Origin of the sequence: Weissella oryzae SG25, assembly GCF_000691805.2 — a bacterium.
GTDB classification, from domain to species: domain Bacteria; phylum Bacillota; class Bacilli; order Lactobacillales; family Lactobacillaceae; genus Weissella; species Weissella oryzae.
Genome location: NZ_DF820485.1, coordinates 95,050 through 110,764, shown reverse-complemented (window position 1 = coordinate 110,764; position 15,715 = coordinate 95,050). Strand labels below are relative to the sequence as shown.

The 15,715-nt window shown below is 41.5% G+C and carries 13 protein-coding genes and 1 riboswitch; of the genes, 2 read left to right on the top strand and 11 right to left on the bottom strand.

The window, feature by feature from the left end; genetic code table 11:
• Positions 1 to 2 precede the first annotated feature (2 nt).
• The 5 genes from queA to guaB all read right to left on the bottom strand — a co-directional run bounded on the left by queA (position 3) and on the right by guaB (position 5,226).
• Positions 3 to 1,049, bottom strand: coding sequence for a tRNA preQ1(34) S-adenosylmethionine ribosyltransferase-isomerase QueA (gene queA / locus TT13_RS02020; RefSeq protein ID WP_045476410.1), 1,047 nt, complete (start codon positions 1,047 to 1,049; stop codon positions 3 to 5).
• Positions 1,050 to 1,051: 2 nt separating this feature from the next.
• Complete coding sequence (gene ruvB, locus TT13_RS02015) at positions 1,052 to 2,062, bottom strand: Holliday junction branch migration DNA helicase RuvB (RefSeq protein ID WP_027698428.1); 1,011 nt, start codon at positions 2,060 to 2,062, stop codon at positions 1,052 to 1,054.
• Positions 2,063 to 2,076: 14 nt separating this feature from the next.
• Positions 2,077 to 2,676: a Holliday junction branch migration protein RuvA gene (gene ruvA, locus TT13_RS02010; protein ID WP_027698427.1), complete on the bottom strand. Its 600-nt coding sequence runs from the start codon at positions 2,674 to 2,676 to the stop codon at positions 2,077 to 2,079.
• Positions 2,677 to 3,089: 413 nt separating this feature from the next.
• Positions 3,090 to 4,064 (bottom strand): IMP dehydrogenase, encoded by a 975-nt coding sequence (locus TT13_RS02005; protein WP_045476408.1) that lies wholly within the window; start codon positions 4,062 to 4,064, stop codon positions 3,090 to 3,092.
• A 16-nt stretch (positions 4,065 to 4,080) separates the two neighbouring features.
• Entirely contained in the window at positions 4,081 to 5,226 is a 1,146-nt protein-coding gene (gene guaB, locus TT13_RS02000; RefSeq protein WP_027698425.1) for an IMP dehydrogenase, read from the bottom strand.
• 70 nt (positions 5,227 to 5,296) lie between these two features.
• Positions 5,297 to 5,395, bottom strand: a riboswitch (purine riboswitch).
• Between the two features lie 269 nt (positions 5,396 to 5,664).
• Between guaB and TT13_RS01995 the strand changes: the two genes are divergently transcribed.
• Complete coding sequence (locus TT13_RS01995; protein WP_082816164.1) at positions 5,665 to 6,891, top strand: multidrug efflux MFS transporter; 1,227 nt, start codon at positions 5,665 to 5,667, stop codon at positions 6,889 to 6,891.
• A 53-nt stretch (positions 6,892 to 6,944) separates the two neighbouring features.
• Here TT13_RS01995 and obgE read toward each other — a convergent pair whose 3' ends face one another.
• Together obgE and uvrC are read right to left on the bottom strand one after the other, a co-directional pair.
• The gene (gene obgE / locus TT13_RS01990; protein WP_027698423.1) at positions 6,945 to 8,255 is read right to left on the bottom strand and encodes a GTPase ObgE; all 1,311 of its coding nucleotides are present in this window, start codon (positions 8,253 to 8,255) and stop codon (positions 6,945 to 6,947) included.
• 66 nt (positions 8,256 to 8,321) lie between these two features.
• Positions 8,322 to 10,133: an excinuclease ABC subunit UvrC gene (gene uvrC, locus TT13_RS01985; RefSeq protein ID WP_027698422.1), complete on the bottom strand. Its 1,812-nt coding sequence runs from the start codon at positions 10,131 to 10,133 to the stop codon at positions 8,322 to 8,324.
• An 82-nt stretch (positions 10,134 to 10,215) separates the two neighbouring features.
• Between uvrC and TT13_RS11595 the strand changes: the two genes are divergently transcribed.
• A complete protein-coding gene (locus tag TT13_RS11595) occupies positions 10,216 to 10,341 on the top strand; it encodes a hypothetical protein (protein ID WP_278279333.1) in 126 nt (41 codons plus the stop codon).
• A 45-nt stretch (positions 10,342 to 10,386) separates the two neighbouring features.
• Here the strand turns inward: TT13_RS11595 and TT13_RS01980 are convergent, their stop codons facing one another.
• From TT13_RS01980 to TT13_RS01965, 4 genes are all read right to left on the bottom strand, one after another.
• Positions 10,387 to 11,634 carry an ABC transporter permease gene (locus TT13_RS01980; RefSeq protein WP_027698421.1) on the bottom strand — a complete coding sequence of 416 codons (1,248 nt, stop codon included), beginning with the start codon at positions 11,632 to 11,634 and terminating at the stop codon, positions 10,387 to 10,389.
• Positions 11,627 to 12,526, bottom strand: a complete 900-nt coding sequence (locus tag TT13_RS01975; protein WP_027698420.1) for an ABC transporter ATP-binding protein — start codon at positions 12,524 to 12,526, stop codon at positions 11,627 to 11,629. The genes TT13_RS01980 and TT13_RS01975 overlap by 8 nt, the downstream gene beginning before the upstream one ends.
• Before the next feature lie 128 nt (positions 12,527 to 12,654).
• Positions 12,655 to 12,948, bottom strand: coding sequence for a hypothetical protein (locus tag TT13_RS01970; RefSeq protein ID WP_027698419.1), 294 nt, complete (start codon positions 12,946 to 12,948; stop codon positions 12,655 to 12,657).
• Entirely contained in the window at positions 12,932 to 15,706 is a 2,775-nt protein-coding gene (locus TT13_RS01965; protein ID WP_082816163.1) for a DNA translocase FtsK, read from the bottom strand. The genes TT13_RS01970 and TT13_RS01965 overlap by 17 nt, the downstream gene beginning before the upstream one ends.
• Positions 15,707 to 15,715 lie beyond the last annotated feature (9 nt).

Here is a 15,715-nt window from a genome sequence, read left to right as displayed (position 1 = left end):
TCTTATTTGTGAACAAACATTGCATCACCAAATGAGAAGAAACGATAACGTTCATCAATTGCATGTTGGTAAGCATTTAAGATGTTTTCTCGCCCAGTAAAGGCCGCTACTAACATGACCAAGGTTGATTTTGGTAGATGGAAATTCGTGATAAAGGCATCAACCACAGTCCATTGATAGCCAGGCTTGATGAAAATATCAGTCCAGCCTGAATCAGCTTTTAGTTCACCAGCAAATTTAGAGCCAATTGTCTCTAAAGTCCGAATTGAAGTTGTACCAGTCGCAATGATTCGACCACCATTCGCCCGAACTTCATTCAATGTTGCCGCAGCTTCATCAGAAAGTTGATAAAATTCTGAGTGCATCTTATGGTCTTCAATGTTATCCTCTTCGACTGGGCGGAATGTTCCTAGACCAACGTGCAAGGTCAACTCAACTAACTTGATACCTTTATCAGCAACTTTTTGCAATAGTTCAGGGGTCCAGTGCAAACCGGCCGTTGGTGCGGCAGCAGAACCATTCACTTTTGAATAAACTGTTTGATAGCGTTCTTGATCTTCTAACTTTTCTTTAATATATGGAGGCAATGGCATTTCGCCTAATTGTTCCAATATTTCTAAGAAAATGCCGTCATACTTAAACTCAATCATCCGACCACCATGTTCAAGTTCTTCAGTCACAACGGCTTTAAGTTGACCGTCGCCAAAGACAATTTCTTGGCCAACTGGGTACTTTCGTGCTGGTTTAACTAAGGTCTCCCAAACATCCCCATGATCTTGACGTAGCAAAAGAACTTCAACCCCGCCACCTGTTTCTGGCCGCTCACCATACAGCCGAGCAGGTAAGACCCGTGAATTGTTCATTACCACCGCATCACCGGGGTTAAGGTAATCAATAATATCATAAAAATGTTTGTCTTCATAAGCACCCGTTACTGCATTTAAAGCCAACAAACGTGAAGAATCACGTTGCTTTAAAGGGGTTTGGGCAATTAACTCATGGGGTAAATCGTAATCAAAATCTTCTAAAGTATAATGCGTTGGTTCCATAATTAATTCTCCTCGCGATTAAAAGCGATTTTTAAGTGTTCGTATGCGGCCTGCGTTGCAACTCGCCCCCTTGGGGTTCGTTGCAAAAAACCAATTTGCAACAAATAGGGCTCATACATTGACTCGATTGTATCAACTTCTTCACCAATATTTGCTGCAATCGTATTAACACCTACTGGGCCACCTTGGTAATAGTCAATCATTGTGTGCAAAATTTTATGGTCAATCTGGTCTAAGCCTGCTGTATCAATTTCTAACAACTGCAAAGCATAATCAACCAATTGATTATCAATTAAGCTTTGTTTCTCATGCGCAGCAAAGTCGCGTACTCGTCGTAGAAGTCGATTCGCAACTCGCGGGGTTCCTCTTGAACGTCGTGCAAGTTCAAAAGCACCCGCCGGTTGAATTTCTGTGGCAAAAATACTAGCCGAGCGCTGAATAATTTCAGTTAGTTCAGCTGCATTGTAGTAATTCATATGTTCAACAATCCCAAAACGATCACGTAATGGTTGTGATAACATCCCTGCTCGAGTAGTTGCGCCAATTAGGGTAAACGGTGGTAACGGAAAATGAACCGGTCGGGCCGTCTGCCCTTCACCAACAATAATATCTACGTAGAAATCTTCCATTGCCGAATAAAGCATCTCTTCAACTGCTCGGGGCATCCGGTGAATTTCATCAATAAATAAAACATCACCGGGTGTTAATTCATTTAGCAAGGCTAATAAATCACCACTTTTTTCAATCGCTGGGCCGGTGGTCATCCGAATATTTACCCCCAGTTCATTGGCAATTACCATGGCCAAGGTGGTCTTACCTAACCCCGGTGGTCCATAGAGTAAGACATGGTCTAAAGGCTCTTCACGTTCTAGCGCTGCTTGAATGTAAATCGCTAGGCGTTCCTTTAACGCACTCTGACCAATGTATTGATTTAGTAAGGTTGGTCGCAAAGATTGCTCAATACTGACCTCACCAGCATCTAACGGATGCTTATTTAATATTTCATCATCCATAAGGCTACCTCACTTTAATTTAATAGTTTTAAGCCAGCCGAAATATAGGCAGCTGAATCGGCTAAGTCATCTTGTGCCAAAGTCTTTTCAATTTTTTGCAATTGCTTTGTCGTATAACCTAGTGCTGCTAAAGCTTCAATCGCATCAGCCAAGGGTTGGTTATCGGCCAAAGTTTTTACTGGTAGCGCCAAATTAACATTAATTTCTTGCATAATTGGCAATTCACCAAGCTTGCCTTGTAGATCCAATACAATCTGCTGAGCGGTCTTTTTACCAATGCCTGGAAACTTTGTTAAATAAGTAATATCTTGATCTTGAATGGCTTGTACTAAGCTAACATGATCATTGCGCGCCAAAATCGCTAGAGCAGATTTGGGTCCAATACCTGATACAGCTAGTAACTTCAAAAATAGCTGTTTTTCCTGTTGCGCGCTAAAGCCGTATAAAGCTTGCTCATTTTCACGTACAATCTGTTCCACATAAACTCGCGTTGGTTGCTCTAAAGTAAAAGCATAAGGATTAGCAACCTGTACATGATAACCAACTCCGCCAACTTCCACCACAATATAAGTAGGATCAATCAAAGTAATTATCCCATTTAAATATTCATACATCTAATCGACCCCTTTTAATTTTCTTTTCTATTATAGCGCATTGTTCCTTGCAAGTAATTCGGTTTTATTTAATTAAATGGTATGAGTTACACTTGGTATTGTTCTATTTTAACCTTAACTGTCATTTTTCATCTGATTATTTAAAATAATATAAGTTCTTAGACGATTTAGCACAAATTAAATTACTCAATAGTTCAACATCTTAGTAAAAAACACTACCCACAAATTTCTCCATGGCTGTGTAATATTGCTGTTCAAATGCTCTAACTCACCATTTTATGCTAAAACGCAGGTTTAAAGCAGGTAATGGCCGAATATATTTTATTAAAAGCCAAATCAACTTAAAATACCTTTATCTTAATAAAAAAAACGATGAATTTTATATTCATCGTTTCATATCACCTTATAAAATTTTAACGCTCATGGAAGTTAGGTGCTTGCTTCGTAATTTCAACATCATGGGGATGTGATTCTTGCAGTCCGTTATCTGAAATTTCTACAAACTGGCCGGTTTCGATTAAGGCATCAATTGATGCCGCACCAGTGTAGCCCATTCCTGAACGTAAACCACCTAAGACTTGGAACACAGCATCGGTAATTTGCATATGCTGTTCTAGACCACTTGCATCAGCTAAAATCTCACCTTGTAACAACGTTGATAAGATTACTGCATTAGCACCCCCGGCAATTGCTTTAACCACATCACCAGAATAATTTAGCCCACCAAGGGCAATTGTTTGCTTATCAAACTCACTCGCAGCAGTCGCAACTGCCATCACACTGGTCAAAAATGGATAGGTCTTATCATTGGGTAAACTTGAATCTACGGCGCGGCCTGCAACGACTGCATCGACATCCTGGGCAAATATCAATTTAGCGGTAGCGTAATCTTCGATAGCACCAACCGCCAAAAATAGCTCTGGAAAAGCTTGTCGTAGTTCGGCAATTTGCGCTAAGGTTTCGTCAGTAACTGCAGTATCAAGATACAAAATAACAGCATCTAAGCCGGCTGCAACCAAACTAGTCACATGGGCGAGTGTATCGGCCTTAAGCCAAATTTCAATGCCAACTTGTAAATTACCAGCCTGGTCAAGGCTTGCCAAAGGATTAGCTTGAACATCAACCGTACTTTGCTTAACCGCCTTGAGCATAGCTACTTCGGCCTCAGTAGTTGCCTGTGGTGCAATAAGGCCAAGGCCACCTAAACGGGCTACAGCGATCGCATGTTGGTAGTCGGTCAAATCATTTGCTTCAGCAAATAATGGTAGTTGTAGTATTAATTGTTTGCCAATTTTTGTTGCTAAACTAACTGTATTTGGTAAAACATGTGATTCTGCAGGAACTAATAAAACTTGATCATAACCAAGCCCTTGTGTACTCATTGTCATTTTTTATCGCCTTTCCTTAAAAAGTAGTCATTGTTAAACCAGCTGGTCCACGGTTGGCCTTTTCGAAATCGAAAATATCAATTGCTAAGGTAGTTTCAACTTGCTCATTTAAGGCCTTAACTGTACTAATTCCCATATCAGCCATCTCAAGACGCATTGCTGCAACTAGGTCACTTAAAACCGAAGTTAAATCGCCCTTATAGGCTGTTTTAGCTTCAATTCCTTCAGGCACCATCTTGTTTGCCTCATTAACTTCTCCTTGGAAATAGCGATCCTTAGAACCATTTTCCATTGCGGCAATTGACCCCATCCCACGATAAGACTTGTACTTAGTTCCGTCTGGTTCTGTATAAACTTCTCCAGGGCCTTCTAAAATTCCAGCAAACATCGAGCCAAGCATAACAGCTGTTCCGCCACTTGCCATTGCTTTTACAACATCTAGAGCAGTTTGTGCCCCCCCATCAGCGATAATTGCTTTGCCCATTTTTTGGGCAATCTTTGCAGCATCCTGAATGGCCGAAATTTGGGGTACACCAACACCAGCAACAACTCGTGTTGTACAAATTGATCCAGGGCCGATACCAATTTTAACAACGTCAGCGCCGGCATCATATAACGCTTGTGTTCCAGCTGCAGTAGCAACGTTACCAGCAATAATGTTTAAATCAGGAAAGGCTGTTCGAACTTCACGTACCTTGCGTAATACGCCTTCAGAATGTCCATGTGCTGAATCAAGGACAATTGCGTCAGCACCGGCATCAACCATCGCAGCTACTCGTTTAAGTGTATCTGAGGTCACACCAACAGCCCCAGCAACTAATAAACGGTTTTCTGAATCAATGGCTGCATTCGGATTTTCTGTTAGCTTAAATGCAAAATCTTTGACCGCTTGCACTTGCTTGGCCTGTTCTTCAATCAACATATTCTTATGAATTACACCCATCCCACCTAGCAGGGCCAAAGCCGTTGCAAAGCGAGCTTCCGTAACTGTATCCATTGCTGCTGACAACAATGGTAATTTCAATTGTAAGGTCGGTGTTAAACTAGTATTAAGTAGTACTTCTTCTGGGGCAATTGTTTGATTTTGCTCAGCTTTCAACTGTACATCGTCAAAGGTTAAACCCAAGGGAATAAATTTGTTTTTGATTGAAAAATTAGCCATTCGACTCTCCTTTTAATATATAAAAAACGCAGTCGTAGATATATAAATATCCACAAATGCGTCAAAGAGTTCACTAATAGCATTTGCGGATAGTCGCCAACTTTGGAAGGCGGTAGAAACTGTTCGACCATTATACGAACGTTATATCTGCAAAAATACGTATTTAACTTGTTCCTGTTAGTTTACTAGCTTTCTCATGAAATGCAAGGCCTAGCTTTTGCTAAGGTAACTTGCTTATGCGTAAATTTTTTCTTGATAGCGTCATATATTTTGCATTAGAAATCATCAACCGGGCCTAACACATAAAAATCATCAGTCTTCTTTAATTAGCTCAGTATTACTAAATAAAGTTTGCTCACATTCATATTTAATATTGCATCCTTTCGCGAGAACGCGTAAAATGGTAAACTATTGTCAATAGTTTAATCGAGGTGGATTATGTTTAAAACACTTTCAAGTATGGAAACATGGCGCCGAAATATGTACGTCCTTTGGTTTGGCGTTTTTATGTCCGGTATCGGCTTTTCATCCGTCATGCCCTTCCTACCGTTATATGTTGATACCTTGGGTAATTTTTCCCGTGGTCAACTAACTTTTTATTCTGGTTTGGTATTCTCAATTACCTTCCTAGTTACGGCCTTAGTTTCACCAATGTGGGGGCGCTTAGCCGACCGACGCGGCCGCCGGCTAATGCTGTTGCGGGCTTCTCTAGGAATGGCAGTGGTCTTTTTCTTAATGGGCTTAGTAACTAACGTCTGGCAGTTAATGTTCTTACGTGCCCTACAAGGCTTCTTTGGTGGTTTCATTTCAAATGCCAATGCGATGGTGGCAACTCAAACACCTAAAGAAAAGTCTGGCTATGCCCTGGGTACTCTAGTTACCGGGGTAACTGCTGGTCAATTATTAGGTCCCTTTATTGGTGGTGCCATTGCTTCAGTTGTTTCTTACCGTGTTTCATTCTTTGTTACCGGTTCACTACTTTTTGCTTCTTTTCTCTTAGTACTCTTCTTTGTCAAAGAAGAATTTACGCCAGTTGCTAAAGGCGCATCGCCAAAGCTTAGGGAAGTCTTTAAAATGGTTTCCTCCAGTCAGCTAACGATTGGTCTCTTTATTACAACGATGATTATTCAGGCCGTCAATACTTCAATTTCACCAATTGTCGCATTGTTTGTCCGTGAATTAACCAATAACAGTTCTAATTCGACCTTCTTAGCTGGAATTGTAGCTGCCATGCCAGGAATTGCGACCATGATTGCTGCACCACGTTTCGGGGTAATTGGTGATCGAATTGGTACTCACCGCATGATTTTCATTGGCTTTCTCTTCGCTTTTGCCGTTTTTGTCCCAACAACCTTTGTCACTTCCGTTACCATGCTAGCAATTCTTCGCTTCTTGGTTGGAATCTCTGATGCAACCATGTTGCCAGCGGTGCAGACCTTGTTGACTAAAACGACCCCACACGAAATCACCAGCCGGGTCTTTGCCTATAATCAAAGTTTTCAATCAATTGGCGCCGTCTTAGGCCCACTTCTGGGAACCGCTGTCGCGTCTGCTTTTGATTATCGTTGGATTTTCCTATTTTCTGCACTTTTAATTGCGCTTAATGCAATCTTATTCTGGTTTAATACTAAAGCCATTCGTAATGGTTCAATTAATTATCAATAATGGCTGCAAAAAGACCTGGAATATAAATTCCAGGTCTTTTTTGTTAACTATACTTAGGCTTCATATTCAAAGGCAAAGTCCAAAATTTGAACTGTATCCCCTGCTTCAGCACCAGCATCTGCTAAGGCACGGTCCACGCCCATAAAGCGTAATTGACGTGCAAAACGCATCAATGATTCTGTATAGCCCGTATTCGTTCGCTTGAAGAGACGTTCAATTTCATCACCTGACAAAATCCAAGTTCCATCTTCATCACGAGAAAGCTCAAATGGTTGAGCATCAGCTTTAAATTCATACAGAGCACTTTCATCGTCAGTCGCTTCCATGCCCTTAGGAACAAACTGTGGAGTTGCATCCAACAAGTCAGCTGTCCGCTGCAAAAGTGGTTCCAAGCCAGTCCGCGTAAGCGAAGAAATCGGCATGATTTCTGGCTGTGCATCTTGGTCGCTGTTTGCTGCTAACTTAGCTTTAAAATCAGCTAAAGTTGCTTCTGCATCCGGCATATCCATTTTTGTTGGCACGATGATTTGTGGCCGCTCCAAAAGCATTGGATCATACTCAGCAAGCTCTTGGTTAATCGCTAGATAATTTTCATATGGATCCTCATCTGGATCAGCACCCGACATATCAATCATATGCAAGATAACACGAGTACGCTCAACGTGGCGTAAGAATTGAATTCCGAGCCCGATTCCTTCAGAAGCACCTTCAATCAAACCTGGTAAATCGGCCATAACAAAATCACGACCATCATCTAAACGCACCATCCCCAAGTTAGGTACAAGGGTTGTAAAGTGGTAAGCGGCAATCTTAGGCTTAGCGGCTGTAACAACTGATAACAGCGTTGACTTTCCAACTGAAGGAAAACCGACCAAACCAACGTCTGCTAAGACCTTAAGTTCAAGTTGAATTTCACGTTCTTCACCCGGCTCACCGTTTTCAGCAATTTCTGGGGCTGGATTTTTTGAAGAAGCGAAACGAATATTTCCACGACCACCACGTCCACCAGCCGCAACAACTAATCGATCACCCTTATTAACTAGGTCACCAATTACCTCACCAGTCTCTGCATCAGTCACCGTGGTACCTTCCGGCACACGAATCACTAAGTCATCAGAAGACCGACCAGTTTGAGCCTTAGTTGCTCCATTACCACCAGGGGTCGCCTTAAAGTGGCGCTTGTAGCGGAAATCCATCAAGGTCCGGAGACCTTCATCAACGGTCAAAACGACTGAGCCGCCGCGACCACCATCACCACCAAAAGGTCCACCCATATTGATATATTTTTCATGACGGAAAGAAACAGCACCATCGCCGCCCTTTCCTGCTTTTACATTAATTTTAACTTGGTCGACAAACGCCATGGTTGATGACCTCACTTTCTTTATAGTCCAATTCATTTTACAGGAAAAACCGCTCAATAGCGACAGTTACCTTTTTTTATGTCCATCTTTGTCTGCACTCTGCAAACTTTCCAATGAAATTTTAACTTGGCGCGCGACTTTTTCTGAAATACCCAAGGTCTGTAAATCAGCTAACGGTGCCTCAGCAATCTTTTTTAACGACCCGTACTTAGTCAATAATTTCTGACGGGTTTTAGGCCCAACACCATTGATTTCATCCAACTTTGAACCCAATGAAGCTTTTGACCGCAACTGGCGGTGGAAAGTAATTGCAAAGCGATGTACTTCATCTTGAATCCGTTGCAAGAGGAAAAAACCTTGTGAGCGGGTATCCAAGTGGACATGCGTGTCACCCTCTTCACGGATTAAATCGGCTGTCCGATGTCGGTCATTTTTGACCATTGCGGCCACTGGAATCGCCAAGCCTAATTCATCCTCAATCACTTCTTTTGCAGCGTTTAGCTGAATTTCACCGCCGTCCATTAAAATCAAATCTGGCATCTGGGCATGCTCTTTTAGCAAACGCGTATAACGTCGGCGAATGACTTCTTGGGTCGCAGCTTTTTCATCAGCATGTTCGACCGTCTTTAACTTATATTTACGATACAGATTTTTATTTGGTAGGCCATCTTCAAAAACAACCATTGCCGAAACCATCTCGGCACCTTGAATGTGGGAATGGTCAAAGGTTTCAATCCGTTTTAGCTTTGCCAAGCCTAGTGCATCAGCCAATTCTTGCATAGCGCCGCTAGTTTTATTGTTGTTCATTTCCATCAAGCGGAATTTTTCCTCTAAGACTAACTTAGCATTTTTTTCAGCTAATGCCAAAAGTGCGTATTTTTCACCTCGCTGGGGCGTCCTTACCGGCACCGCTAAAACTTCCTTAATCATTTCACGGTTCACTTGTTTTGGCACTAAAATCTCTTTGGGCAGAACTACGTTTTTGCGACTATAAAATTGCACAATAAAGGCGGTCATTTCATCCTCGGCTGAATCAATTACAGCGAAAGTCCGCTTTTCACGTTTCATCAATCGTCCTTGTCGAATAAAGAAAACCTGCACCGAAAGCCAACCTTTATCCATATAAAAATTAAACAAATCGCGTGGTGTCCCATCACCAGAAATAATCTTTTGCTTTTCAACAGTCTGATCAATAAAATTTAATTGATCGCGTAAATCTGCGGCCCGCTCAAACTCCATATTTTCAGAAGCTGACAACATTTTTTGCGTTAACTGCTTAGTTACTACTTTTGTTTCGCCATTTAAGAAACGGTCAATATTATGAATTTGCGCCTCATACTCTTCAACTGGTACTTCACGCCAGCAAGCCCCTAAACATTGACCCATGTTTGCATATAGACATGGTCGTCCTTGATAGCCGTTACACCGCCGTAGCGGATACGTTTTTTGCAAAAAGTGCATTGTTTCTGATGCTGCATAAACGTTTGGGTATGGACCAAAATAATGCGCTTTATCATCTAAAATCTCGCTTACTAGTTCAATTTTTGGATCACGCTCATTGGTAATCTTAATATAGGGATAGCCAGTCCCCTTTTTTAGCTTAATATTATAGTATGGTTGATATTTTTGAATTAAAGTAATTTCTAATAGAAGTGACTCTTTTTCCGAACTAGTAACGATATAGTCAAAATCAGCGATGTTTTCAACTAACTGTTCCGTTTTACCACTATGCTCACTTTTAAAATAGGAGCGTACTCGATTTTTTAAATTTTTTGCCTTACCAACATATATGATTTTTCCGTTTATATCTTTCATTTGATAAGAACCAGGTAAATCTGGTAATAAAGCTAATTTTTGTTCAATATGTTCAGAAGCCATAGATAACTCCCTTCTTAATTTTCTAACTATTTTATCATGTCTGTCTACTCGTGTTATACTAATGGCAATGGAGGTAGTATTCATGGCTTTACAACATAAGCGGACTGAGGACGCATTGGGTAAGCAATTCGATGATTTATTCATCATACCTGATACCATCGATCCCAATAAAGATAAGTTTCTAAAAAACGATGACGAGCAAAAATAAATGACAAAACGCTGAGTGGCTCAATGAGCTAAACTCAGCGTTTTTTTAATTTCTGGTTTTAACAAATAAATCGCGAATTGAAAGTAAAACTGCTCGCGTTAAATTACCATCATTATACTGCAAGACATTTTTCTTGTAGACACCTAAGCCTACCCAACCAATATAGACTAAAACTATCAATTCTAAGGCCAATGCGATTAAACCTTCGGCAACCGTCGCGTACTGTACACTCATTCTAGCTGGCATCAAGGTCTGTGAAACAAAGGGTACGAAGGATAAGATTTTAATCATTAAGTTATTAGGCTGAACCGCCACCAGTAAGCTTAAAATATAACCAACCATTGCTAAATAAGAAATTGGGGCAACAGCTTGTTGTACCTGACTTTGATCGTTGACCATTGCAGCCACCACGGCTGTTAGAACCATGTACAACAAGATACCAACAAAAACTAACAACCCTGTTACTATCATAAAGCTACTGTCAACCCCCGACAAAACTGAGGTTACTTGCCGTACCTCGGCATTATTAGGCAGCGCAAAGACTACCCCAATTCCAACAACCGTATAAATCAACAGATGCAAAATTGCTAAGCCGGCAATTCCGGCAATCTTACCAAAAAACTGCACTGCTGGGCTAGTTGCTGCTAGCAAGATTTCCATAATTCGTGATGATTTTTCATTGGCAATTTCATTGGAAATCATTCCGCCGTAGAAGGTTAAGAAAATAAAAATACCGATACCTAAGGCTGACGACATTACTTGGTTCGCTGTCCGGGTTGCACTACCGTCAGTTGTTTTACCATGCAGTGAAACAACCTCGGTTTTTAAGCTGGTCGGCGCCAAAAGCTTGACTAAGTCACTTTGCTTTAAGTTTAATTGCTCAGCCCGACTAAGAATGCCATATTGATTTAGGGCTGCTTGCAAGGTTTGACTATCAACAGGACTAGCACCGTTGACACTTTTCAAAGTAAACTGATCAGTTGCTTGGTCAAACAATAGATAGTTATCAATTTTATCATGATTAACCTGGGTCTTTGCTTCACTAACCGTGGCAACATTCGAAAGCTTGGCCTTAACGGTTTTTTCATTCTTCAAAAAGGCAGTAACTTGGGGTGCATCAACAACTGCCAAGCGAGGTGTCTTATCACTATTAGTTGCATTAACTAGCCAGGCGACCCCAGCTACCACCGCTAACATCAATAGCGGTGACAGAACTACCAGCCAAAATGCGCGCGTCTTTAAACGGGTTTTAAACGTCTGGCGTGCAACAATCCAAAACTGTACTTTAAACATTGGTTCCTCCCACTACTTCCCGCCGGAAAATATCATCTAGTGTTGGTGCTTGCTGAGCAAAAACTGGGACATAGCCCGCTTGACTCACTAGCTTAAAGACTGCTTCACCAACGACCGGCTCAGCAAGTTCAATTCGCCGACCGATTCCATCCGCCTTCACACTCAAAACGCCTGGCAGCGCCTTTAGCGCTTCATCGGGAGTTGCTGCTTCTAAATAGATTTCAGTCCGACCAAAGGACTCACGAATTGCTTGTGTTGCCCCAGCCAGAACAGTCACGCCATTTTTTAACATAATTAACGAGTCAGAGAGTTTTTCGACTCCTGCCATATTATGCGAACTAAAAATAATTGAAGCTCCATTGGCCTTTAAACGACGAATTTCTGCCATCATGATTTCCGTATTTACTGGGTCCAAACCAGTAAAAGGCTCATCTAAAATCAAAAAGTCTGGTTCAAAAATGACAGTCCCAATCAACTGAACTTTTTGAGCATTTCCCTTTGATAACTTCTGGACCTTATCCTCTGGTTTACCAACTACCTCAAGTCGTTGCATCCAATCACGCAGTGCCAGTTTAGCTGTTGCCCGTTTCATCCCATGCAGTTCGGCAAAATATAATACTTGCTCCTCAATGGTCCATTTTTGATACAAGCCACGCTCTTCTGGTAAAAAGCCAATCCGTTGTTTGCGTTCAGCTGAAATAGTCTTACCATCCCAAGTAATGCTACCTGAAGTCATCGGGATAAAATCTAAAATCATCCGAAAAGTTGTGGTTTTCCCCGCTCCATTTTGACCAATTAAGCCCAAAACTTCACCTGGTTTAATTGTCATATCCAAATCACTTACGGCATGTTTATCACCAAAATATTTATTTAGCTTTTTGATTTCAAACATTCTATTACTCTTTTCACTTTTTACATTATTATACCTGAAAAGAGTTACTTCTGGTAAGGCAAGCCAATTTTTCTAGTACAAAAAACCTGACCGACAATAAATTGTCCATCAGGTTAGTTTTAAAATAATTAAGCTTCTGACAAGCCTTTAATTTCATCACGTTTGATTGGTTGGTAGTCCAAATTAGCAAAACTAGTCTTAGCATGCGGATTTTGTCCCGCAATTTGGAGGTAAAAGCGAACTTGCGGATCATCACGTAACTCACTGATTGTTCGAATTTCATCAGTAAAAGACAAAGCAAATTGCTGCTTAACTGGATCAAAAATCCACTTCCGACCGACATCAAAGTGTACATCATCCAAACTTAATGCAACCAGTGTCTGGTCACTCTGTGCTGCTTTTAAATCAAAACGGTAAGTCATTGTCGTCCTCCTCGTTACTGATAGTCGCTGCATCACTTGCCGTGGCCTTGTTTTCACCATTTTTCAAACGATATAACATCTCTTTTGAAACCAAGACACGCCTTGGCTTAGCCCCATCTTGTGGGCCAACTACGCCACGTGCTTCCATATCATCTACTAAACGAGCTGCCCGATTATAACCAATGCGGAAACGTCTTTGTACCAGTGAAGTTGATGCACGCTGCTGGTCTACCACAAAGTCAACTGCTTCATCCCAAAGCTCATCAAGTTCATCAGCTCGATTACCATCACTACCACTATCATTACCATCAAGGGCTTTGACCTCTTCATCTGAAACCGTCATTGAATCGTCATACTGAGCAGTACCTTGCCGTTTAATAAAATCAGTTAAGGCTTCAACATCATCATCCGATAAGAAGGCGCCTTGAAGTCTTTGGGGACTGTTTGCACCAATTGGAGCAAACAACATATCACCACGACCCAATAACTTTTCAGCACCATTACTATCTAATATTGTCCTTGAATCGACCCCTGAAGATACGGCAAAGGCCATACGTGAAGGTACATTGGCTTTAATCAAACCAGTAATCACATCGACTGATGGCCGTTGCGTCGCAACAATTAAATGAATTCCCGCGGCACGACCTAGCTGTGCAATCCGCACAATGGCTGGTTCTACTTCACCAGCGACAGTAATCATCAAATCTGCTAATTCATCAATGACCACTACCAAGTATGGCATACGCTGATAAATGGTACCATCGGCCTTATTGTTGGCTTCATCAATTTGTTTATTGTAGCCTGCAATATTACGTACGCCCGCCTCTGCCAATAACTTAAAGCGTCGATCCATTTCGGCAACCACTTTTTTCAAAGCTAACGCTGCCTTACGAGGATCTGAAACGACTGGCGTGATTAGGTGTGGGATATCGTTATAAACTGAAAGTTCAACCTTTTTAGGATCAACCAGCATCAGCCTAACTTCGCTAGGCTTAGCCTGTAACAAGATTGAAGCTAAGATTGAATTAATGGCCACTGATTTTCCTGAACCCGTTGAACCAGCAATTAGCAGATGTGGCATTTTGGCTAGATCCATTTTAACAACTTCACCAGAAACGCTCTTACCAATTGGTACTTTAAGTGGATTAGTGCGGTCAACACCAACACTATCCATCATATCCCTGAAACCAACCATTGCTTGTTTGTCATTTGCAACTTCAATTCCGACCAACGACTTACCCGGAATTGGGGCTTCAATTCGTAATGACTTAGCGGCTAGCGCTAAGGCTAAATCATCTGCTAGGTTGGTAATTCGTGAAACCTTAACGCCAATTGCTGGCTTGATTTCGTATTGCGTAACGGTTGGTCCCAAAACGACCTTCTCAACATCTGCATTAATATTAAATGACTTTAATGTATCATGCAAAATGTGAGCCTTCTCGGCCAAACCTTCACGTTCGTGCGACTGATCGGTTGAACCAACTCGGGTTAATAAACGCGTTGTTGGTAAGACATAATCATGATCATCAACTGGACTTATTGCCACATCAGCAGTTGGTACGGATTGACTAGATGGCTCGACATGCCCAACATTACTTTGGTGTGCGGTTGTCTTGGGTGAAGTTTTATGTTCATCATGGCCTAAAATATCTGCATGGGTCAACTTGGCATGGCTTGTCGTAACCTTTTGTTCTTGCTGATCAGCGAGTGAAGCAAAAATTGCTGAATCAACTGAATCAAGTTCTGACCCATCCGCAACCGGTTCAGCCGGCTCAACATCATTGGCCGCATTAAAAGCAGGTTGTTCATAATTTGACTGGACTGCTTCAACAGCACTTGGTGCACTGGTACTTACTGGCTCATCTTCTGGTTCTGGTGCAATAATCGTAGGTGCCTTATAGGTTTCTGCTGTCAGCTTCTCCTCTGAAGCATGTTCATTTGGTGCAACTGCAACCGTTGGCTCAATGTCATCGATATTTACCTTAACAATTGGTGTGTCTTTACCAAATGGGTCGGCTTCCATTAGACTATCAAAGTTCTTCCGTTCATTTGCCCTGGTCTCAGCTCGCTCTTTAAAATCGCCAGACTTAATCTTGGCATACTCCAACCCGGACTGGACACCACTTTCAACTGTTTTACCGGTGGCTGCCGTAAAATTAAAGAAGGTGGCAAATACATCTGTTACATCGAGGTTAAAAGTGATAATTATTCCAGCAATTACCAGGATAATTGCAATCAACCAAGAGCCAAAATCGCTGGCAATTAAGTAAGTTCCACTGTATAAAGCAGCCCCAATTACCCCACCACCGACATCCGTTGACACAGCTTGGTTGCTAAGGTCTTGATTAATTAGTAATACAACTGTATGAATGAAATTATGGTGCATATCCAAGCCCTTAAATAAAAGGATTGTTAGCATTAACATTATTCCGAGCATTGCAGTTGCAAAACCTAAATAATAGCGTAATTTAAACTTGCTAGGCCAGCGGCCATAAGCAATTACGCCTAGTAAGGGGACCATCAAAGCAATTAAAAAAATCTGATATGGATTTCCAACTAGATAGCGGGTTAAGTTTGCAAAGAATTTCCCGAGCATTCCTAACTTAAGAACCGCAAAGATTGCAATTAGCATTGCAACCACACCAATAATATTTCCTAAATAACTTGGCTTTGGTTGTGGCTTTCTTCCCCTAGTAGTTTTACTTGGCCTTGGATTTGTCGACTTACGTTTAACTGTTCTTTTGGTCGACGTTGCCATAGTCGCCTC